Here is a 20081-nt window from a genome sequence, read left to right as displayed (position 1 = left end):
ATGAACTCAATCCAAAATTAACCATAGGCACCGTACTATTAGCCATCTTCCTGATGAAGGAGGGCGAGGGCGCCGAGCAAGCTGCCCACGATTGCGGGCAGCCATGCGGCCACCGGGGCGTTGACGATTCCCGATGAGCCCAACTCCTCAGATAGTTGTGTCGCCACATAGAGCATGAACCCGGCCGCCACGCCACCTACCACCAGTTTGGTGACACCACCAAATCGGAAAAATCTTAAGGAAACGGATGCTGCTACGAGAATCATGGCGATGAGCAGTAGCGGGCGCGCCTTCAGCGATTCATAGCGCAATTCATAGCGCGTCGTATCGAGTCCGGCCTTGCGCGTCCGCTCGATCACCGTCGGCATCGACCAGAAGCCGACCGAGTCCGGTGGAGTGAAACTTTGCCGCACCTGCTCGGGCTCCAGATTCGTTGCGACGAGGTATGTCGAGTAGCTCTGTGGCTCTTCCATGACCGAGGTGACCCTCGCATCCGTCAGCTCCCAGTAGCCGTTATGCAGGACCGCCTGCCGCGCCTCGATCCGTTCGCTGAAGCCGCCATCGGGGGCGTAGTTGAAGAAGGCGACCTGCGCCAGGCCGACGCCGTCCTCCAATGCGGCCGCGGCGCGGATGATCGCCTGACCGTCGAGGCTGCGCTGGCGGATCCAGATCTCCTTGCCGCTGGCCAGTTGCCCGGTTCGCGCGAACAGCGAAGCTTCCAGCTTGGTGGCGCGCTGCTTCAGCTCTGCCGCGACGGGATTGTAGATCCCGATCGAAATCAGGCCGACCAGCCCCGCCACCAGCGCCGCCGGCTGCAGGAACTGCCAGGCGGAGATGCCGACCGAGCGTGCCACGACGAGCTCGAGCTTGCGGCTCAGATTCAGGAGGGCGAACATCCCGCCGAACAGCACGGCGAAGGGAAAGATCTGCTCGGCGACCGAGGGGGCGCGGTACAATGCGAGCTGGATGATGCTCGGCGTGGTTGCAAGCGGGGAATCGCCGGCGCGACGCATCAGCTCGACGAAATCGAGCGTCAGGATCAGGAAGAAGAACGTTCCGAACACGCTCAGAATGGCGCGGAAGAAGCGCTGCGTGAGATAGCGCCCGAAGGTCTTGAACAACAGCATCAGCTTCGCCGAAAGCGCGCCGAGAGGGCGAGGAAAGGTGCTGCGAGCGGCTCTGTCAGCCGGTCCATGACTACCCGAGCGCGGGCGCCGAAGGCGATCATGCTCGCAGAGATCGCGATCGTGACCAGTGGCAGAAGGTAGAGCAGGACGACGGCGAAACCGGAGCGGACGCTGGCGGTCCAGGCGGCATAGGCTCCGATCCGGATCGCTCCGACCAGCAAAATCGCGAGCTGAATCGCGACGGCGCGGCCCTGGCGGGTGGTGCGTGCCTCGCCGAGAAAGGCGAAGGCGACGAGCATGAAGGCGATCGGATAGAGCGGCGCGGACAGGCGGTTGTGCAGTTCGGCGCGGAAGCGGCCTTCCTGGATCTTGTAATAGGGCTCGTTCGGGTCCTGGGTCAGCAACGCCCAGGTCGTCCGCTCGCGCGGCTTGTAGATCACCTTGTCGCCATCGCCGCCGCCGGCGCCGTCGGAATCGCCCGACAGCGCCGAAAGATTGAGCGCGTAGCGCTCGAACGAGATGATCGAGCTCGAGTTCCGGTCGCGGCTCTCGCGCTGGATCGTGCCCTTCTCCAGCATCAGGAAGCTGTTGCCGTCGGCTTCCGCCGTCTGGCCGCGCTCGGCGATGTAGACGGCGGGCTGGTTCGGATCGCGCCGGTCCTGCATGAAGATGCCGAGCAGGGCCTGTCCGGAGCGCTCGCGGTAGTGGAAGGTTACGCCGGAATCGAGCGCGACGAACTGGCCTTCCTTGACGACATTGGCGACGAAATCGGCCCGGATCAGGGTGATCAGGTCGCGCAGCGAGCGGAAGCCGGCCGGCATCACCGACAGCGACATCCAGCCGACCAGCGCCGCCGTCACCAGCGTCAGCACGACGAAGGGCCGGGTCAGGCGCTTGGGCGCGACGCCGGTCGCGTTCATCACGATCAGCTCGGAATCGCTGTTGAGCTTGTTCAGCGTGTAGAGCGTCGCCATGAACAGCGCGACCGGCGCGATGCCGGCGATCAATGCCGGCAGCGAGAGCAGGGTCACGGTGAAGAAGATCATCACCGTCTGGCCCTTGCCGGTGATGAGATCGACTTCGCGCAGGGCCTGCGTCACCCAGATCACGCTGGTCAGGCCGACGAGCAGAATGACCGTCGCCGCCGCGGCAATCTTGAGGATGTAGCGGTCGAGCAGTCCAAAACGCACGCGGTTCGATCCTGGGCAGGCGGGCACAAGGGCGAAGGCGCTGCCCTTGGACGGCTCGCCTCGAAGCTCCTATGGTATAGCTTCGATCGTGGCGCAAACGGGAATCGTTTGTGGCCTTCCCGCGCCATTGCCAGTTCATCCCGCCCCTTCCGCCCGCCCTCCGCCAATGTGAGCCGTCGATGTCGCAGCGCCTGAAGCTTGAGATCAAAGCCATGAACGCCATTGCCGGGGAGGACCTCGTCGTCCTTGTCTCGGACAAGCTGATCCCTGCGCCGGCGGCGGAGGAGTGGCTGGGCGAGGGCGGTCGCAGCCTGATCGCCCGAGCGGCGGCGGCCGAACGCTTCAAGGGCAAGGCGCTGTCCGGCCTGACGATCCTGGCGCCGGAGGGGGCAGGCTATGAGCGGCTGATCCTTGTGGGGGTCGGGCCCGAGGGCGAGCGCGACAAGCTCGACTTCGCCCTTCTGGGCGGAGCCATCGCCGGCAGACTTGGCCATGGCCGCAGCGCCGACATCATCGCCGCCCTGCCGGGAGGCGATGTCTCCGCCGCCGAGATCGCCGAGATCGGCCTCGGGCTGCGGCTGCGCTGCTACGCCTTCAATCAGTACAAGACCAAGAGCCGCGATGCCGAGCAGAGCGAGGCGAAGACCGCGATCCTGCGTGTCGCCGACTCCTCCGCGGTCAAGAAGGCGCTGAAGGCGCGCGAGGCGATCGCCGGTGGCGTCGAGCTGGCTCGCGATCTCGTGAACGAGCCGCCGAACGTGCTCTACCCCGAGGAGTTCGCCGAGCGCGCGGCGAGGCTCGAGAAGCTCGGCGTCGAGGTCGAGATTCTCGACGAGAAGCAGCTGAAGAAGATCGGCATGCGGGCCTTGCTCGGCGTCGGCCAGGGCTCGCGGCGCGAGAGCCGCGTCGTGGTGATGCGCTGGAACGGTGCTGGCAAGGGCGAGCAGCCGGTCGCCTTCATCGGCAAGGGCGTGACCTTCGACACCGGCGGCATCTCGATCAAGCCGGCCGGCGGCATGGAGGACATGAAGGGCGACATGGCCGGCGCCGCCTGCGTCACCGGGCTGATGCACGCGCTCGCCGCCCGCAAGGCGAAGGTCAACGCGGTCGGCGTCATCGGTCTCGTCGAGAACATGCCGGACGGCAATGCTCAGCGCCCGGGCGACATCGTGACGTCGCTCTCCGGCCAGACCATCGAGATCATCAACACCGATGCCGAGGGGCGGCTCATTCTCGCCGACGTGCTCTGGTACACGCAGGACCGCTTCAAGCCGCTCTTCATGGTCAATCTGGCGACGCTGACCGGAGCGATCCTGGTCGCGCTGGCACAGGAGAATGCCGGCCTGTTCTCGAACAATGACGAACTGGCCGAGCGGCTTTTCGTCGCCGGCAAGGCGACCGGCGAGACGGTCTGGCGCATGCCTCTCGGTGCCGCCTACGACAAGATGATCGATTCCAAATTCGCCGACATGAAGAACTCGGCTGGCCGTCATGGCGGCTCGATCACCGCGGCGCAGTTCCTGCAGCGCCATGTCAACGACACGCCCTGGGCTCATCTCGACATCGCGGGTACCGGCATGGGTTCGCTCTCGACCGAGATCAACCGCTCCTGGGGCTCTGGCTGGGGCGTACGCCTGCTCGACCGGCTGGTGGCGGACCACTACGAGGCTTGATTCGCATTATCAGCCCGCGCGCATAAGCTGCTGGAAAAGCCGGCATCATGGCCGAGATCTGGTTCTACCACCTGCAGTCTCGTCCGCTCGAGCAGGTCTTGCCGACGCTGCTCGAGCGCTCGCTGGCGCGCGGCTGGAAGGTGGTGGTCGAGTGCTCCAGCCGCGAGCGTCTGGCCGCGCTCGACGATCGGCTCTGGACCTATGCGGACGATTCCTTCCTGCCGCACGGCACCGCAGGTGAACCGGATGCCGCCGGTAACCCGATCGTGCTCACCACCGATGCCGGCAATCCGAATGCGGCGCAGGTCCGTTTTTGCGTTGATGGCGTCCGCATTCCCGACGCATTGGACGATTATGAGCGCGTCATCCTGATGTTCGACGGTGACGATCCGGAGGCACTCGCCTCCGCCCGCGAGGACTGGAAGAAATTGCGAGCGCGGGGCCTGGCTGCGACCTATTGGCAGCAGGACGAGACCGGCCGCTGGGAGAAAAAAGCGTGAAAATCTCCGTGATCGTCGCTCTGGCCATCGGCCTGGGCGGCTGCGCCGTCGACATGGGCGGCTTTTCCTTCGTCTCGGACGAGCGCGGCACGCGTACCAGCAGCGCCACGGCCCGCATCTCGACGCAGGAGGCGATGCTGACGCCGGATGGCGAATGCGCTGCCGACGTCTCGCTCGATCCCGCGACGCGACCGCTGCCGAAGGAGATCGCGCCCGGCATCACCGAATGCGAGCTGGTCAGGCTGAAGGCCAAGCGGCCGACCGACGTGCTGATCGGCGAGAGCGGCAAGGGCCAGCGCGAGGTCCAGGTACTCTATAACGAGCCCGGCGGGCGTGAGATCTACATGTTCACCGACAACCGCCTGAGCCGCATCGTCAAGCCGGGCCAGCCCGAGCAGCAGGGCTAGCACGCTCCGGCCGGCTCGTAAGGTCATTCCGGCTGGAGCGAAGCGGAATGCCGGAAACCATCAAAGGTCTCCGGGGCTCACCGATGGATTCCGGAAAAGTGCCGCGGCGCGGCTGGCCCGGAGTGACCATGCAGCCGGAGCATTGCCTCAGGCGCTCTCCAGCTCCTCGCTGAGCGACAGCCATTCCTCTTCGGCCGCGCCGAGCGCCTCGGCGAGCTCGGCGCGCTGGCGCGAGAGCTGCAGCGCCTTGTCCGGATCGCGCGCAAAGGCCGCGCCATTGCCGAGCACCTCGTCGACCTTCTCGATCAGCCCGGTGAGCTTGGCGATGCGCGCCTCGGCGAGGTTGAGCTTCTGGCGCAGCGGTCCTTGCGCCGCGCGCTTCTGGGCGTTGCCCTTGCGCTCGTCGGCCTTGCCGGGGACGGGAGCTTCCTGAGCGGGTTTCTCCCGTTTCGCCTGCTTCTCCTTGCCGAGCACGAAGCTGCGATAATCCTCCATGTCGCCGTCGAAGCTCTTCACCGTGCCGTCTGCGACCAGCCAGAGCCGGTCGGCGCAGGCCTCGATCAGGAATCGGTCATGGCTGACCAGGATCACGGCGCCGGGATAGTCGTTGATCGCCTTGACCAGCGCGGTGCGGCTGTCGATGTCGAGATGGTTGGTCGGCTCGTCGAGGATGAGCAGATGCGGGCCGCCGAAGGTGGCGATGCCGAGCATCAGCCGGGCCTTCTCGCCGCCGGAGAGATTCTTGACCGGGGTGTCGGCCTTGCTGGCGGGGAAGCCGATCTGCGCCGTGCGGGCGCGCACCCGGGCCTCCGGCTCGTCCGGCATCAGCTGGCGGATATGGCCGACCGGCGTGTCCTCCATGCGTAGCTCGTCGAGCTGGTGCTGGGCGAAATAGGCGGTCTGGAGCTTCGACGAGCGCTTCATCTCGCCGGAGAGCGGGGCGAGGCGGCCGCCGATCAGCTTGCAGAAGGTCGACTTGCCGTTGCCGTTCGAGCCGAGCAGGGCGATGCGATCGTCCGGCGCCAGCGTCAGATTGAGTCGCTGCAGCACCTTGCGCTCGCCATAGCCGGCGCTGGCGCCGTCCAGCACCACCATCGGCGGCGAGAGCGGCCGTTCCGGCTCCGGAAAAGAAAATGGCTGGACGTCGCGATCCTGGATGACCGCGATTTCCTGCATCTTCTCGAGGCGCTTGACGCGCGACTGCGCCTGTCGCGCCTTGGTCGCCTTGGCCTTGAAACGGTCGACGAAGGCCTGGAGATGCTTGCGCTCGGCATCCTGCTTGTCGCGCGCCTTGGCGAGATGAGCCTGCTTCTCGGCGCGCAGCTTCTCGAAGGCGCTGTAGCCGCCGCGATAGATCGTCAGCTTGCCCTGGTCGAGATGCAGGATGTGGTCGACGCAGGTATCGAGCAGTTCGCGGTCATGGCTGACGACCAGCACGGTATGCGGGTAGCGCTCGAGATAGTCGTAGAGCCAGAGCGTGCCTTCCAGGTCGAGATAGTTGGTCGGCTCGTCGAGCAGCAGAAGGTCGGGCTCGGAGAACAGCACCGCGGCGAGTGCGACGCGCATGCGCCAGCCGCCCGAGAAATCCGAGCAGGGGCGCTGCTGGGCTTCCTCGTCGAAGCCGAGGCCGTGCAGCACGGTCGCGGCGCGGGCCGGGGCAGAATGGGCGCCGATATCGGCGAGCCGGGTCTCGATCTCGGCGATGCGCATTGGGTCGGTCGCGCTCTGCGCCTCCTTCATCAGGGCGGCGCGCTCGGTGTCGGCGGCGAGGACGACGTCGATCAGCTTCTCGGGCCCGCCCGGCGCCTCCTGCGCCACCCCGCCGATCCGCATGCCCCGTGGCAGGCTGACGCTGCCGCCTTCCGGAGAGAGGTCGCCGGTGATGATGCGGAACAGGGTGGTCTTGCCGGTGCCGTTGCGGCCGACCAGCCCGACGCGCGCGCCTGCCGGCAGTGCCGCGCCGGCCTTGTCCAGCAGCAGCCTGTCGCCGAGCCGGTAGGTGATGTCACTGAGGGTGAGCATGGGCTGGCTTTAGGCAAACTTGCCAGGGCGATGCAAACCAGAAATGGGGCAGGGCGGCCCAGTCACGAATTCGACATATTCCGGCCACGCTGGGGCCCGCCGCCTACCGCACCCAGGAAATCGATGTAACGCCCTGATTCGCAAAGAACAATCCATGCAGATCGGCTTCCTCGTCCCGTATCGGCGTCGCGTTTCGCTCATGGCTGTCTTCGTCATCCTCCTGGCCTTGGTGGTCGGCAGTGCCGCCGCGCTCGCGGCGCTCGCCCCGTCTCCGCATCCATTCCGTGGTATTGCGACGCCGTCCTCCGCGCCGGTTGCTGACTTTAGGTAAAGTTAACCTACTTCAGGTTGTATCTCTCCCAATTAGCGTTAGATCGGGCGGGGAAAACAGCGGTGTACAGCCTTAGGGTACGGCTTCCCGCCGCTATGCTCGCGCTTGCCTGCCTCGCTGCTGTAACGGTCGGTGTTTCAGCCTATCTCGCCGTCACCAGCTGGGCCCGGGAAGCGTCGCGCGCCCGGCTCCATGCGCTGGCCGAAAGCCATTCGCGCGCCATCGAACGGCGGCTGGTGTTGCTGCGCTCGGAGCTGGCCGTCCAGGCGCGCAGCGCCTTTACGGTGGCGGCGCTCGACGAGCTCGGCAAATGGCTGGAACTGGGGCCGCATGACCTGAATGCCGTTCTCAGCCATTATCAGGGCGATGGCATGCGGCCGCTGCCGGAGCGTCTGGCGTTGAACGGCCACGGCCACCAGCACGGCTACTCCTGGCGCCATGTCCGGATCCACGAGACCTATGCCGCCGCGCTGAAGCAATTCAACTACGCCGACATCTACCTTGTCTCGATGAAGGGACGGGTCGTCTACAGCGCCACCAAGGGGCCGGAGTTCGGCCGGCTTCTCAGCGATCCGGAGTTCGCCGGAAGTGGTCTTGCACAGGTGGTCGAGGAGGCGCGCCACCAGCCGGCAGGCACGCAGATCCTGCGGGATTATGCCCCCTATGACCTGATCGGCGGCGAGCCGCGCGCCTTCCTGGCCGCCCCCTTCTACGATATCGAGCTCGATGCCACCGAGCAGGTCGGCACGCTCGTCATCGCCGTCAATTCAGGGTTGATCGACGATGTTCTCAGCGCCAACGCCGCCGGGCGCGGCGAGATCGGCGTCTATGTGGTCGGCGAGGACGGCTTCACGCGCTCGAGCCCCGCAGCCCGTCTCGAAGCATCCGCCCCGAGCGATTCGCTCGACCAACGCCGGCTCCCCAGCCGCGGCGATGATGGGCTGCTCCGCATGACCAGTCATGACGGAACCGCGCTCGTCGCCACCGGGCGCTCGATCGCGGCCGGCGACTGGCGTTGGCAGCTCTGGCTGACCGAGCCGGAGCGGGCGGCCTTCGCCGTCGTCGGCAAGATCCGCGGTGCGATCGTCACCGCCGGCTTGCTCGTCCTGGCGCCGCTGCTCGGCTTTGCGATCCTGCTCGGTTGGTCCGTGGCGCGTCCGATCGGCGGCCTCTCCGATGCGCTTGCCGGCATTGCCGCCGGCCGCACCGACCAGGCGATTCCGGGTGCGCAGCGCCGCGATGAGATCGGTGGCATCGCCGCTTCGATCGGCACGATACGCGAGACCCTGCAACGCGAGACGCAATGGCGCGAGGCGCAACAGGAGACGCGCCGCGCCGAGGCCGAGCGGCATCGCCGCAGTCTGCTTGGTGAGCTGGCGGGCGAGCTCGAGCAATCGGTGCGCACCGTCAGCACCTCGGTGGCGACCGCGGCCGGTGCGCTCGCGGCGACCGCCAACCAGCTCAGCGAGAGCGCCGGCGCGGCGAGGACCGGCGCTGCCGATGCCGAGCTGTCGACCGGGAATGCGATCGCCCGTGTCCATTCGATCGAGCGCGCGGCCCAGGATCTGCTCGGCGCGGTCGAGAGCCTGTCCGGCGAGGTCAGTCGTTCCGATGTCACGGCCGGGCAGGCGAGGCGGCACGCCGATGACGTCAGCGAGGTCGTCGACGGGCTGGCGAGCGGCGCGGCCCGGGTATCGGAGGTGGTCGGCCTGATCTCGGCGATCGCCGGCCAGACCAATCTGCTCGCCCTCAACGCGACCATCGAAGCGGCGCGTGCCGGCGAGGCTGGGCGCGGCTTCGCGGTCGTCGCCGCCGAGGTGAAGTCGCTTGCGGCCCAGACGGCCGGTGCGACCGAGGATATCGCACTGCAGATCGACGCCATGAACAAGGCGACGGCGGCGACCGTCGACGGCATGGCCGGCATCCATGCCATGGTGCAGGAGCTGAGCGAGGCGACGCGGCGTACCGCGCAGACCATGCTGCGCCAACATGAGGCGACCCATGCGATCGCCGCCGACGTCGTCGCCGCGACACGGGAGATCGTCCAGATCGGTCAGGCGACCGGCCAGCTTTCGCTCGCCTCGCGCCACACCGCCGGCTCGGCCGATGCGGTGCTGGCTGCGGCAGATGAGCTGACCGGGCTGGCGCAGGCGCTGGAAGGGCGCGTCGACCGGCTGATCGCGGAGCTTCGCGTCGCCTGAACGCTTGTCGACGCCCGGCGCTTTGGCTAACGCTGGCGCATGCGTACCGCCTTCTACACCGGCTCCTTCGATCCCGTCACCAACGGCCATGCCGACGTCATCGCGGCAGCGGCGAAGCTGTGCGACCGGCTCGTGCTCGCGATCGGGGTCCATCCCGGCAAGAAGCCGGTGCTGTCCGTCGAGCAGCGGGCCGAGCTGCTGCGTGTCGTCGCCGAGCCGCTGGCCCGGGCGGCCGGCGCGCGCGTCGAGGTCGTGACCTTCGGCGATCTCGCGGTCGACGCCGCGCGCAAGGCCGGAGCCAGCATCATCATTCGCGGCCTGCGCGACGGCACCGATCTGGACTATGAGATGCAGATGGTCGGCATGAACGCGGCGATGGCGCCGGAGCTGCAGACCGTGTTTCTGCCGGCGACCCCGCTGACCCGCCATATCACCGCCACCCTGGTGCGCCAGATCGCTGCGATGGGCGGCGATATCTCGGCCTTCGTGCCGGCGCCGGTCGAACACGCGCTGAAGGCTGCCTTCGCCACCGAGGGGTGAGGGCGCTGTCCAGCGTTTAAGGCACTCGCCGGGTTGCAATTTCGCGACCGGGATGGTGTTTCTGGAACCTTGCCGACTCGCTGCGCCAGCCGGCGCAATCTCCTCCTGAAGAGCCCTGCGATGCGCCTCTCCCGCTATTTCCTGCCGATCCTGCGCGACACGCCCAAGGAGGCCGAGATCGTCTCCCACCGGCTGATGCTGCGTGCGGGCATGATCCGCCAGCAATCGGCCGGCATCTATTCCTGGCTGCCGCTCGGCCTGCGCGTGCTCAACAAGATCAGCGCGGTGGTCCGCGAGGAACAGAATCGCGCCGGCGCCGTCGAGATTCTGATGCCGACGATCCAGTCGGCCGATCTCTGGCGTGAGAGCGGGCGCTACGACGCCTATGGCAAGGAGATGCTGCGGATCAAGGATCGGCACGACCGCGAGATGCTCTATGGCCCGACCAATGAGGAGATGGTCACCGAGATCTTCCGGTCCTATGTCAAGTCCTACAAGGACTTGCCGCTCAACCTCTACCACATCCAGTGGAAGTTCCGGGACGAGGTCCGCCCGCGCTTCGGCGTGATGCGCGGCCGCGAGTTCCTGATGAAGGACGCCTATTCCTTCGATCTCGACCAGGCCGGCGCGCGCCATGCCTACAACCGGATGTTCACTGCCTATCTGCGCACCTTCGCGCGCCTCGGCCTGAAGGCGATCCCGATGCGCGCCGATACCGGCCCGATCGGCGGCGACCTCAGCCATGAGTTCATCGTGCTCGCCTCGACCGGCGAGAGCCAGGTCTTCTGCCACCAGGACTATCTGAACTTCGAGACGCCGGCCGTCGACACCGATTTCGACAGCGTCGCCGGGCTGCAGGGCGTCGTCGACAAGTGGACCAGCCTCTACGCCGCCACCGAGGAGATGCACGACGAGGCGGCTTTCGGCGCCATTCCGGCCGACAGGCAGGTTTCTGCCCGTGGCATCGAGGTCGGCCATATCTTCTATTTCGGCACCAAGTATTCCGAGCCGATGGGCGCGACGGTCGCCGGCCCGGACGGGCGCGAGACCCCGGTCCATATGGGCTCCTATGGCATCGGCCCGAGCCGGCTCGTCGCCGCGCTGATCGAGGCCGGCCATGACGAGGCCGGCATCGTCTGGCCCGACGAGATCGCCCCCTTCGACATTGCGGTGCTCAACCTGAAGACCGGCGATGCCGCGACCGACGCCGCCTGCGAGCAGCTCTACAAGGGCCTCGCCGCCAAGGGCTACGACATGCTCTATGACGACCGCGACGAGCGGCCGGGCGGCAAGTTCGCGACCGCCGACCTGATCGGCATGCCCTGGCAGGTGATCGTCGGGCCGAAATCCCTCGCCGAGGGCAAGGTCGAGCTCAAGCGCCGCGCCGGCGGCGAGCGCGAGCTGGTCTCGCTGGAGGCGGCGCTGGCCCGCTTCCCCGGCAAAAGCGCGTGAACGGAGCGTGGCGATGAGCACGGCCAGCGAGGCGGCGCCCGTCGCAGCGGTGCCCACCGGCACGAAGCCCTTCGCCGGCTTCGAATGGCTGCTCGCCGGCCGTTATCTGCGCACGCGCCGCCGCGAAGGCTTCGTCTCGGTCATCGCCGGCTTCTCGTTCCTCGGCATCCTGCTCGGCGTTGCCACGCTGATCATCGTGATGTCGGTGATGAACGGCTTCCGCAAGGAGCTGCTGGAGAAGATCGTCGGCGTCAACGGCCACATCTTCGCCACCCCGATCGACCGCCCGCTCGATGACTACGAGGCGGTGGCGCAGCGCCTGCGCAAGGTGCACGGCATCAAGTTCGCAATCCCGCTGGTCGAGGGGCAGGCGCTCGCCTCCTCGCAGGTCGGCAATGGCGGCGTGCTGGTACGCGGCATCTCGGAGGAGGACATCAAGTCGATCCCCTTCGTCGCCAACAACATCAAGCAGGGCACGCTCGACGGCTTCGGAACGGCTGGCGGCGTCGCCATCGGTCGGCGGCTTGCGGCCTCGCTCGGCCTGCAGGCCGGCGACACCATCACCATCGTCACCCCGCGCGGAGCCTCGACACCCTTCGGCACGGCGCCGCGGATCAAGGCCTACCCGGTCACGGCGGTGTTCGAGATCGGTATGTCGGAGTTCGACGCCTCCTTCGTCTTCATGCCGCTCGGCGAGAGCCAAGCCTATTTCAACCGTGACGGCGACGTGAACGTCATCGAGATCTTCATCGACGATCCCGACCGGACTCAGGCGGTGCGCGATGCCATCGAGGCGGACGCTCCGCGCCCTCTGGTCCTGTCCGACTGGCGCCAGCGCAACCGGACCTTCTTCAACGCGCTCGAGGTCGAGCGCAATGTGATGTTCATCATCCTGACCCTGATCGTGCTGGTCGCGGCGCTGAACATCGTCTCCGGCCTGATCATGCTGGTGAAGGACAAAACCGAGGACATCGCGATCATGCGCACCATGGGGGCCTCGCGCGGCACGGTGCTCCGCGTTTTCCTGATCACCGGCGCGACGATCGGCGTGGTCGGGACCCTGGGCGGATTGCTGCTCGGCGTCGCCTTCGCCAACAACATCAAGTCGATCATGGGGGCCATCAACTGGATCACCGGGGCCAATCTCTGGGATCCGACCGTGCGCTTCCTCAGCGACATCCCCTCGGTGATCGATTGGCGCGAAGTCGCCAGCGTTGTCGGGATGGCGCTCGTCCTGTCGCTTCTGGCGACGCTTTATCCGGCCTGGAAGGCGGCGCGGCTCGACCCCGTCCAGGCCCTGCGCATGGGCTAGGGGCAGGCCATGGCAACCGAGACCCCCGCGCTCTTTCTGTCCCAGATCGAGCGCTTCTATCCGCAGAGCGACGGGCCGCTGGAAATCCTGCGCAAGGCCGATTTCGCGATCTGGCCCGGCGAGCTCGTCGCGCTGGTCGCGCCGAGCGGTACCGGCAAGTCGACGCTGCTGCATGTCGCCGGCCTGCTGGAGAGCCCCGATGCCGGCGAGGTCTTCATTGGCGGCGTCGCGACCTCGCAGCTCGACGACAAGGGCTTGACCCGGCTGCGACGCACCGAGATCGGCTTCGTCTACCAGTTCCACCATCTCCTGCCCGAGTTCTCGGCGCTGGAGAACGTCGTGCTGCCGCAGCGCATTCGCGGCCTCGGCAAGCAGGAGGCTTCCGAGCGGGCGACCGAGCTCCTGACCTTCCTGGGCCTGGGGGACCGGCTCGACCATCTGCCGAGCGAATTGTCGGGCGGCGAGCAGCAGCGCGTCGCCATCGGCCGCGCCGTCGCCAATGCGCCGCGCGTGCTCCTGGCCGACGAGCCGACAGGCAATCTCGACCCGCACACCTCGCTGCACGTGTTCGGCACGCTGGTGGCGCTCGCGCGCGCTTCGGGCCTCGCGGCACTGATCGCGACCCATAATCTCGACCTCGCCTATCGCATGGACCGGCGCGTCACCATTCGCGACGGGCTGGTCGTGCCGCTCGACTAGGATCAACTCAGATCGCGGCGCGCTGACCGGTACGAGGCAGGGCTCTTTGCCCGGACTCAGGGCGATCGCGCTTTCCGGCGCGGCGCCACGACGATCAGGCCGGCGATGACGATCACCGCGATGCCGGCCCAGGTCGCCGGCGCCGGAAAGTCGCCGAAGATGACAAGGCCCAGCGCCGTCGCTCCGACCAGTTCGAGATAGACCAGCGGCGACAGCGTCGAGACCTGGGCGAAGCGGAAGGCGCTGATCGTCATCAGATTGCTGGCGGCCGAGATCAGGCCCATGAGCAGGATCAGCATGATGCCCTCGCGATCGGGCATGCTCCATTGGAAGATCACGAAGGGCGTCAGCATGGCGATGCCGAGCGCGAGCTGCAGCGTCAGGGTCGAGAGCGGCGAGGAGGCCTTCGCCGTGGCGCGCGTCATCACGAGATAGCAGGCCATCAGCGCGCCCGAGGCCAGGGCAATCAGCGTGCCGCTGCTCGTCTCGGCGCCGGGGCGGACGACCAGGAGCGCGCCGCCAAAGCCGAGCCCGACGGCCGCCAGCCGGCGCCAGTCGAGTCGCTCGCGCAGGATCAGGGTCGCGAGCAGGGTGGCGACGATCGGGGCGACGAAATAGGCACCGAGCGCATCGGCGAGCGGGACATGCGTGATCGCCATGTAATAAAGCGTCATGGCGCTGACGAGGAAGGCGGTCCGGATGATCTGCGGCAGGAGCTGCCCGGGCGCGATCAGCGGCTCCGGCGAACGCCATTGCGCGATGGCGACGACCGGAAGCAGGAAGCCGAGCGCGGCGACATAGCGGGCCCAGCTCAGGAAGGGTGCCGAATGCGCGCCGCTGAGATATTTGGCGATCGCGTCGGAGCTTGGGATGATCAGCATCGAGCCCGCCATCAGCGCAATGCCCAGTGCGGCGCTGCGTCGCTGATCGGAGCCGTTCGGCTGAGGGGCCTCGCCCGCCACCGCGGTGGCTGCGCGCGAGACCGACTTCTGATGCGCATCCATGACCTGATCCCGAGCGCCGCCTTCGCTCCGATGAAGGTGAGCGCCGCGCCGGGCTTGGCCCGGACTCGAGCCAGACGCAAGCGCTCTGGGCAGGTAAGCTTTTGTTAACTGCGGTCACTTGCCGAGCAGATGGAACTAACCCATCGGCATTGACTAGAACAAAAAGCGAACTAACCTGAACATAGATCGAACACAGGAGATCGACATGCTGATCGCTCGCAAGCTGATGGCCGGTGCCGCCGAATTCTTCGCTCTCGCGCTCTTCGTCGGAATGATCTGGGTCTGGGCTGCGCTGGCCGCTGGCCCGAGCGTTTGAGGTCGATGTCGCCCGACCTGCCGGCAGTGCCGCGGCACTGTCCAGGTCGTGCCGCTCCGGCGTCCACAGTCCGGGCCATGTGATGTCTCGACCCTGGAGCGGCACTGCGCGATAACCCGCCCGAGAGGGCATCATGAGCGACCGGAAGAACGATTCGCAGGTTGAGGACGAGGTCGGATTCGTCCACCTCCATGTCCATTCGAGCTATTCCCTGCTCGAAGGTGCGATCCAGGTCGGTGCGCTCGCCAAGCTCGCGGCCGGCGACGGTCAGCCGGCCATGGCCCTGACGGACACCAATAATCTGTTCGGCGCGCTGGAGTTCTCCGAGAAGCTCGCCGGCGTCGGCGTGCAGCCCATCGCCGGGGTGCAGCTCAGCGTCGATTTCGGCGATGACGACACTGGCGGTCGCAAGCCGGTCCAGCCGGTGATCGGCCATCTCGTCCTGCTCGCCATGAACGAGGCCGGTTACGGCAATCTGATGAAGCTGGTGAGCCAGGCCTGTCTCGCCGCCGGCGCCGGGCAGCCGGTGGTGACCATCGCGCAGCTCGCCGAATCCGGGGAGAACCTGATCGCCTTGACGGGCGGTGCGGGCGGCCCGCTCGACCTTGCCTTGCGCGCCGGCCAGCAGGCGCAGGCGCAGGCGCGATTGCAGAGCCTGCAGGCGATCTTCGGCGACCGGCTCTATGTCGAGCTGCAGCGTCATGAACGCGAAGACGGCCCCTCGGTCGAGGCCGCGCTGCTCAGGCTCGCCTATGATGCCGACCTGCCGATCGTCGCCACCAACGAGCCCTATTTCGGCAAGCCGGCCGATTTCGAGGCCCACGACGCCCTGCTGGCGGTGGCGGCCGGACGGCTGCTCTCCGACCATGAGCGCCGCCGCGTCACGCCCGAGCATTACTTCGCGACGCGTGCAGAGATGAAGCGCCGCTTCGCCGATCTGCCGGAGGCGCTGGCCGCGACGGTCGAGATCGCGCGGCGCTGCTCCTGGCGCGTCGGCACCCGCAAGCCGATCCTGCCGCGCTTCGGCGAGGAGGGCCGAGACGAGGCCGAGGAGCTCGAAGCGCAGGCCCGCGCCGGCCTTGCCGCCCGCCTGGCCAAGCACGGGCCGGCCGCGAACTTCACCGCCGAGGATTACGACAAGCGGCTCGATTTCGAGCTGTCGATCATCACCCGGATGAAGTTTCCGGGCTATTTCCTGATCGTGTCCGACTTCATCAAATGGGCCAAGGACCATGGCATTCCGGTCGGCCCCGGCCGTGGCTCGGGTGCCGGCTCGCTGGTCGCCTATGCGCTGACCATCACCGACGTCGACCCGCTGCGCTTCGGCCTGCTGTTCGAGCGCTTCCTCAACCCCGATCGCGTCTCGATGCCGGACTTCGACATCGACTTCTGCCAGTATCGGCGTGAAGAGGTGATCGAATACGTCAAGCACCGCTATGGCGAGGAGCGCGTCGCCCAGATCATCACCTTCGGCACCTTGCAGGCGCGCGGCGTGCTGCGCGACGTCGGCCGCGTCCTGGAAATGCCCTATGGCCAGGTCGACAAGCTGACCAAGCTCGTGCCGCAGAACCCGGCCAAGCCGATCACGCTGCCAGAGGCCATCGCCGGCGAGCCGAAGCTGCAGGAGGCCGCGGCCGAGGAGCCGGTCGTCGGCCGTCTGCTCGAGATCGCGCAGAAGCTCGAGGGTCTGCACCGCCACGCCTCGACCCACGCCGCCGGCGTCGTCATCGGCGATCGGCCGCTGGAGCAGCTCGTCGCGCTGTCGGTTGATCCGCGCACCGGCATGCGCGTCACCCAGTTCAACATGAAATGGGTCGAGCAGGCCGGGCTGGTGAAGTTCGACTTCCTCGGCCTGAAGACGCTGACGACGCTGACCATCGCCGTCCAGCTCATCGCCCAGCGCAATATCGCGGTCGATCTGGCGCAGCTGCCCTTCGATGACCCGCCCACCTACGCCATGCTGGCGCGCGGCGAGACCGTCGGCGTGTTCCAGGTGGAATCGGTCGGCATGCGCAAGGCGCTGGTCGAGATGAAGGCCGACCGGATCGAGGATCTGATCGCGCTGGTGGCGCTCTACCGCCCCGGCCCGATGGACAATATCCCGACCTATTGCCGCCGGAAGCTCGGGCTGGAGGAGCCGACCTATCTCCACCCCGGCATGGAGCCCTACCTCTCCGAGACGCATGGCATCATCGTCTATCAGGAGCAGGTGATGCAGGTGGCGCAGGCGCTCTCGGGCTATTCGCTCGGCGAGGCGGATCTGCTGCGCCGCGCCATGGGCAAGAAGATCAAGGCGGAGATGGACGCCCAGCGCGACCGTTTCGTGAAGGGCGCCATCGACAACGGCATCAAGAAGGAGATCGCCTCGGAGATCTTCGACCTGCTGGCGAAGTTTGCCGATTACGGCTTCAACAAGAGCCATGCCGCGGCCTATGCGGTCGTCGCCTTCCAGACCGCCTATCTCAAGGCGAATTTCCCGGTCGAGTTCATGGCCGCGTCGATGACGCTCGATATCGGCAACACCGACAAGCTCTCCGAATTCCGTCGCGAATCGGAGCGGCTCGGCATCAAGGTCGAGCGGCCCTCGATCAACCGTTCCGGTGTCGATTTCGACGTGGCCGATGGTGCGATCCGCTACGCGCTCGGCGCGATCAAGGGCGTCGGGCGCGCCGCGGTGGAATCAATCGTCACGGCGCGTGCCAAGCAGGGCCCTTTCCGTGACCTGGCCGATTTCGCCCGCCGGATCGATACCCGCCTGGTCAATCGCCGCACCATCGAGGCGCTGATCTGCGCCGGCACGCTCGACGAGATCGAGCCGGAGCGCGCCAAGGCGATGGTCGCGGTCGACGGCATGCTTGCGCTGTCGAACCGCGTTCGCGACGAGGCGGCGGCCGGACAGCTCGACATGCTCGGCAGCGGCGGGAGCGCCGAAGCCTTCCGCATTCCGCCCTTCGAGCCCTGGGCTCCCGCCGAGCGCCTGCAGCGCGAGCACGACGCCGTCGGCTTCTTTCTCTCCGGCCACCCGCTCGACGATTACGAGCATGTGCTGAAGCGGCTGCGGGTGCAGAGCTATGCCGATTTCGCCCGCGCCGTGCGCGCCAGCGGCACCTCGATCGCCAAGGTCGCGGCCTCGGTGATCGACAAGTCGGAGCGGCGGACCAAATCCGGCAACAAGATGGGCATCGTCCAGCTCTCCGATCCCACGGGCCAGTTCGAGGCGATCCTGTTCTCGGAAGGCTTGCAGCGTTACCGCGACCTGCTCGAGCCCGGCGCAGCGCTGGTGATCAGGCTCTCGGCCGTGCTCGACGGCGAGGAGGTGCGCCCGCGCATCGAGGATGTCGAGCGGCTCGACGATCTCGCCTCGCGCCAGAAGCAGGATCTCTGCATCTTCCTGCGTGACGACAAGGCGCTAGGCTCGATCGCCGAGCGGATCAAGTCGCGCGGCGATGGCGCCCGCGCCGTCGGAAAGGTCTCGCTGGTGATGATCCTCGACGACGGTGCCCAGGAGGTCGAAGTCGAGTTGCCCGGCCGCTATCCGATCAACCAGCAGGTCGCGAATGCCGTCCGCGCCGCGCCGGGCGTGATCAACGTCGAATTGCGCTGACGGACGGCAGGACGAAGCAGGGGCGGTCCTGGCTCTCATCTTGAGGAGCGGCCGGCGGCTCAGGAACCAGCTGGGTCATCCTTCGAGACGCGTTTCCGGTGCGCACGCTTCAGGATGAGGGGGAGGATGGCCGGAAGCGGTTTCTTGAGCTTGCGCCGTAACCTGCTGCTGCCTCAGAGTGTTTGCAGAAGACGATGACGTCCGGGGGGACTTGATGAAGCAGTATGTCGCGCGCATTCCGATGAGCCTTGCCGTGCCGGACGCCATGCATTGGGCGATCAAGGACGTGCTCGAGGGCGAATACGAGGCGGGCTTCGACGGGGTCGGCCTCGACATTCTCGATATCGGCGCCAATGTCGGCTCCTTCGCGCTCTGGGCGACGGCCCGTTGGCCGGGCAGCGTCGTCACCTCCTATGAGCCTCATCCCGGCACCTTCGAGTTCCTGAAGCGCAACACCGATCGGCGTCGCGACATCCGGCCGGTCAATGCGGCGCTGTTTCCCGGCGGCCTGAAGACGGCAAGCTTCGTCAGCCGCTTCGCCGGCGACGGCGAATCGGGCCTCGCCTCCTATGCCGGCGACACCTTCGTCGATGGCGCCATGGTCGAGCGCTACGAGGTCGCGGTGGTCGATCCGGCGAGCCTGCCCTCGGCCGATATCGTCAAGATCGACATCGAGGGCGGCGAGGGCGATGTCCTCGACCATCTCGACCTGTCGAAGACGTCGCTGGTGCTGCTCGAATATCAGAACCGCAAGAACCGGCTGCAGCTCGAAGCCCGGCTCGCTGCGGATTTCGACCTTGTCGACACCGTGGAGCATATCTGGGACCCGCTGCTCGAACAGCGCTGCTATCGACAGGACCTCGCCGGCGACGTCTATGGTCGCATGTTCGCGGCCCGCAAGGGTATGACGCGGATGACGAGGTCGGCGACGCCGTGACGGCGGGCCGATCGGGCGCCCCGCCGCCCGTCAGGGCGCGACGGCGCGCGACCGGAGGGAGAATTCAGTGATCGATGCCGGGACGGCGCTCGTCGTCGTCGATGTCCAGAACGATTTCTGCGCTGGCGGCAGCCTCGCAGTGCCCGGGGCCGACGAGATCGTGCCGCTCATCAATGCGCTCGCCGCCCGTTTCTCGACGGTCGTCCTCACCCAGGACTGGCACCCGGCCGGCCACGCCTCGTTTGCCTCCAGCCATCCGGGGCGCGCGCCCTTCGAGGAGGTCGAGATGCCCTATGGTCCGCAGGTGCTCTGGCCGGATCATTGTGTGCAGGGGCAGGACGGCGCCGACTTTCATCCGGCACTTGAACTGAGCGCCGCACAGGCCGTGATCCGCAAGGGTTTTCACCATGCGGTGGACAGCTATTCCGGTTTCGTCGAGGCCGATGGCCGCACGCCGACCGGCCTCGCCGGCTATCTCCGCGAGCGCGGCGTCGGCCGTGTCGTCATCGCCGGGCTCGCCACGGATTTCTGCGTCAACTGGACGGCGCAGGATGCGGTCCGAGGCGGCTTCGAAGCGATCGTCGTCGAGGAGGCGTGCCGCGCAATCGACCTCGAAGGCTCGCTGGCGCGCGCCTGGGCGGCAATGACAGCACTCGGCATCCGGCGCGCGTCCATGGCGGAGATCGCCGCCTATAGCATCGGACCGAAAAGTGGACTCCACTTTTCGGAAAACTCCGATGCGATAACAAAAAGCTAGATCACCGTA

General features: G+C 67.0%; 16 protein-coding genes. 12 read left to right on the top strand and 4 right to left on the bottom strand.

What is annotated here, in order from left to right:
• Window positions 1-38 precede the first annotated feature (38 nt).
• Together lptG and lptF are read right to left on the bottom strand one after the other, a co-directional pair.
• Window positions 39-1127, bottom strand: coding sequence for an LPS export ABC transporter permease LptG (gene lptG, locus AC3RCC_RS16020; protein WP_291640076.1), 1089 nt, complete (start codon window positions 1125-1127; stop codon window positions 39-41).
• On the bottom strand, window positions 1127-2317 hold the full coding sequence (lptF, locus tag AC3RCC_RS16015; RefSeq protein ID WP_291645337.1) for an LPS export ABC transporter permease LptF: 1191 nt from the start codon (window positions 2315-2317) through the stop codon (window positions 1127-1129). Before lptF ends, lptG begins: the two co-directional genes overlap by 1 nt.
• 179 nt (window positions 2318-2496) lie before the next feature.
• On the opposite strand from lptF, the gene AC3RCC_RS16010 reads away from it, so the two are divergent.
• The 3 genes from AC3RCC_RS16010 to AC3RCC_RS16000 are packed head-to-tail and all read left to right on the top strand — an operon-like array spanning window position 2497 to window position 4897.
• Window positions 2497-3990 carry a leucyl aminopeptidase gene (locus AC3RCC_RS16010; RefSeq protein WP_492255883.1) on the top strand — a complete coding sequence of 498 codons (1494 nt, stop codon included), beginning with the start codon at window positions 2497-2499 and terminating at the stop codon, window positions 3988-3990.
• Window positions 3991-4037: 47 nt separating this feature from the next.
• Window positions 4038-4490, top strand: a complete 453-nt coding sequence (locus tag AC3RCC_RS16005; RefSeq protein WP_291640082.1) for a DNA polymerase III subunit chi — start codon at window positions 4038-4040, stop codon at window positions 4488-4490.
• The gene (locus tag AC3RCC_RS16000) at window positions 4487-4897 is read left to right on the top strand and encodes a hypothetical protein (protein ID WP_291640084.1); all 411 of its coding nucleotides are present in this window, start codon (window positions 4487-4489) and stop codon (window positions 4895-4897) included. Before AC3RCC_RS16005 ends, AC3RCC_RS16000 begins: the two co-directional genes overlap by 4 nt.
• Before the next feature lie 147 nt (window positions 4898-5044).
• Here AC3RCC_RS16000 and AC3RCC_RS15995 read toward each other — a convergent pair whose 3' ends face one another.
• Complete coding sequence (locus tag AC3RCC_RS15995; RefSeq protein ID WP_291640086.1) at window positions 5045-6919, bottom strand: ABC-F family ATP-binding cassette domain-containing protein; 1875 nt, start codon at window positions 6917-6919, stop codon at window positions 5045-5047.
• Window positions 6920-7073: 154 nt separating this feature from the next.
• Here AC3RCC_RS15995 and AC3RCC_RS15990 point away from each other — a divergent pair, with 154 nt between their 5' ends.
• The 6 genes from AC3RCC_RS15990 (at window position 7074) to AC3RCC_RS15965 (ending at window position 13454) form a co-directional block, all read left to right on the top strand.
• Window positions 7074-7250 carry a hypothetical protein gene (locus AC3RCC_RS15990; protein WP_291640088.1) on the top strand — a complete coding sequence of 59 codons (177 nt, stop codon included), beginning with the start codon at window positions 7074-7076 and terminating at the stop codon, window positions 7248-7250.
• Between the two features lie 95 nt (window positions 7251-7345).
• Window positions 7346-9451, top strand: a complete 2106-nt coding sequence (locus AC3RCC_RS15985; RefSeq protein ID WP_492255882.1) for a methyl-accepting chemotaxis protein — start codon at window positions 7346-7348, stop codon at window positions 9449-9451.
• Window positions 9452-9490: 39 nt separating this feature from the next.
• Window positions 9491-9991 carry a pantetheine-phosphate adenylyltransferase gene (gene coaD, locus AC3RCC_RS15980; protein ID WP_291640092.1) on the top strand — a complete coding sequence of 167 codons (501 nt, stop codon included), beginning with the start codon at window positions 9491-9493 and terminating at the stop codon, window positions 9989-9991.
• Window positions 9992-10111: 120 nt separating this feature from the next.
• Window positions 10112-11443: a proline--tRNA ligase gene (proS, locus tag AC3RCC_RS15975; protein WP_492255881.1), complete on the top strand. Its 1332-nt coding sequence runs from the start codon at window positions 10112-10114 to the stop codon at window positions 11441-11443.
• Window positions 11444-11456: 13 nt separating this feature from the next.
• Window positions 11457-12755, top strand: coding sequence for a lipoprotein-releasing ABC transporter permease subunit (locus tag AC3RCC_RS15970; RefSeq protein WP_291641979.1), 1299 nt, complete (start codon window positions 11457-11459; stop codon window positions 12753-12755).
• Between the two features lie 9 nt (window positions 12756-12764).
• The gene (locus AC3RCC_RS15965; RefSeq protein ID WP_291641981.1) at window positions 12765-13454 is read left to right on the top strand and encodes an ABC transporter ATP-binding protein; all 690 of its coding nucleotides are present in this window, start codon (window positions 12765-12767) and stop codon (window positions 13452-13454) included.
• Window positions 13455-13510: 56 nt separating this feature from the next.
• Here the strand turns inward: AC3RCC_RS15965 and AC3RCC_RS15960 are convergent, their stop codons facing one another.
• Entirely contained in the window at window positions 13511-14458 is a 948-nt protein-coding gene (locus tag AC3RCC_RS15960; RefSeq protein WP_492255880.1) for a DMT family transporter, read from the bottom strand.
• Window positions 14459-14907: 449 nt separating this feature from the next.
• On the opposite strand from AC3RCC_RS15960, the gene dnaE reads away from it, so the two are divergent.
• From dnaE to pncA, 3 genes are all read left to right on the top strand, one after another.
• Window positions 14908-18378, top strand: coding sequence for a DNA polymerase III subunit alpha (dnaE, locus tag AC3RCC_RS15955; protein ID WP_492255879.1), 3471 nt, complete (start codon window positions 14908-14910; stop codon window positions 18376-18378).
• A gap of 214 nt (window positions 18379-18592) precedes the next feature.
• Complete coding sequence (locus tag AC3RCC_RS15950) at window positions 18593-19315, top strand: FkbM family methyltransferase (protein ID WP_291641987.1); 723 nt, start codon at window positions 18593-18595, stop codon at window positions 19313-19315.
• A gap of 67 nt (window positions 19316-19382) precedes the next feature.
• On the top strand, window positions 19383-20072 hold the full coding sequence (gene pncA / locus AC3RCC_RS15945; protein WP_492255878.1) for a bifunctional nicotinamidase/pyrazinamidase: 690 nt from the start codon (window positions 19383-19385) through the stop codon (window positions 20070-20072).
• The last annotated feature ends 9 nt before the right edge of the window (window positions 20073-20081 follow it).

It is taken from the genome of Allobosea sp. GW823-FHT01F03 (assembly GCF_058798075.1).
Note: the sequence above shows the minus strand (reverse complement) of the source record. Positions and strands in the feature narration are given on the sequence as shown.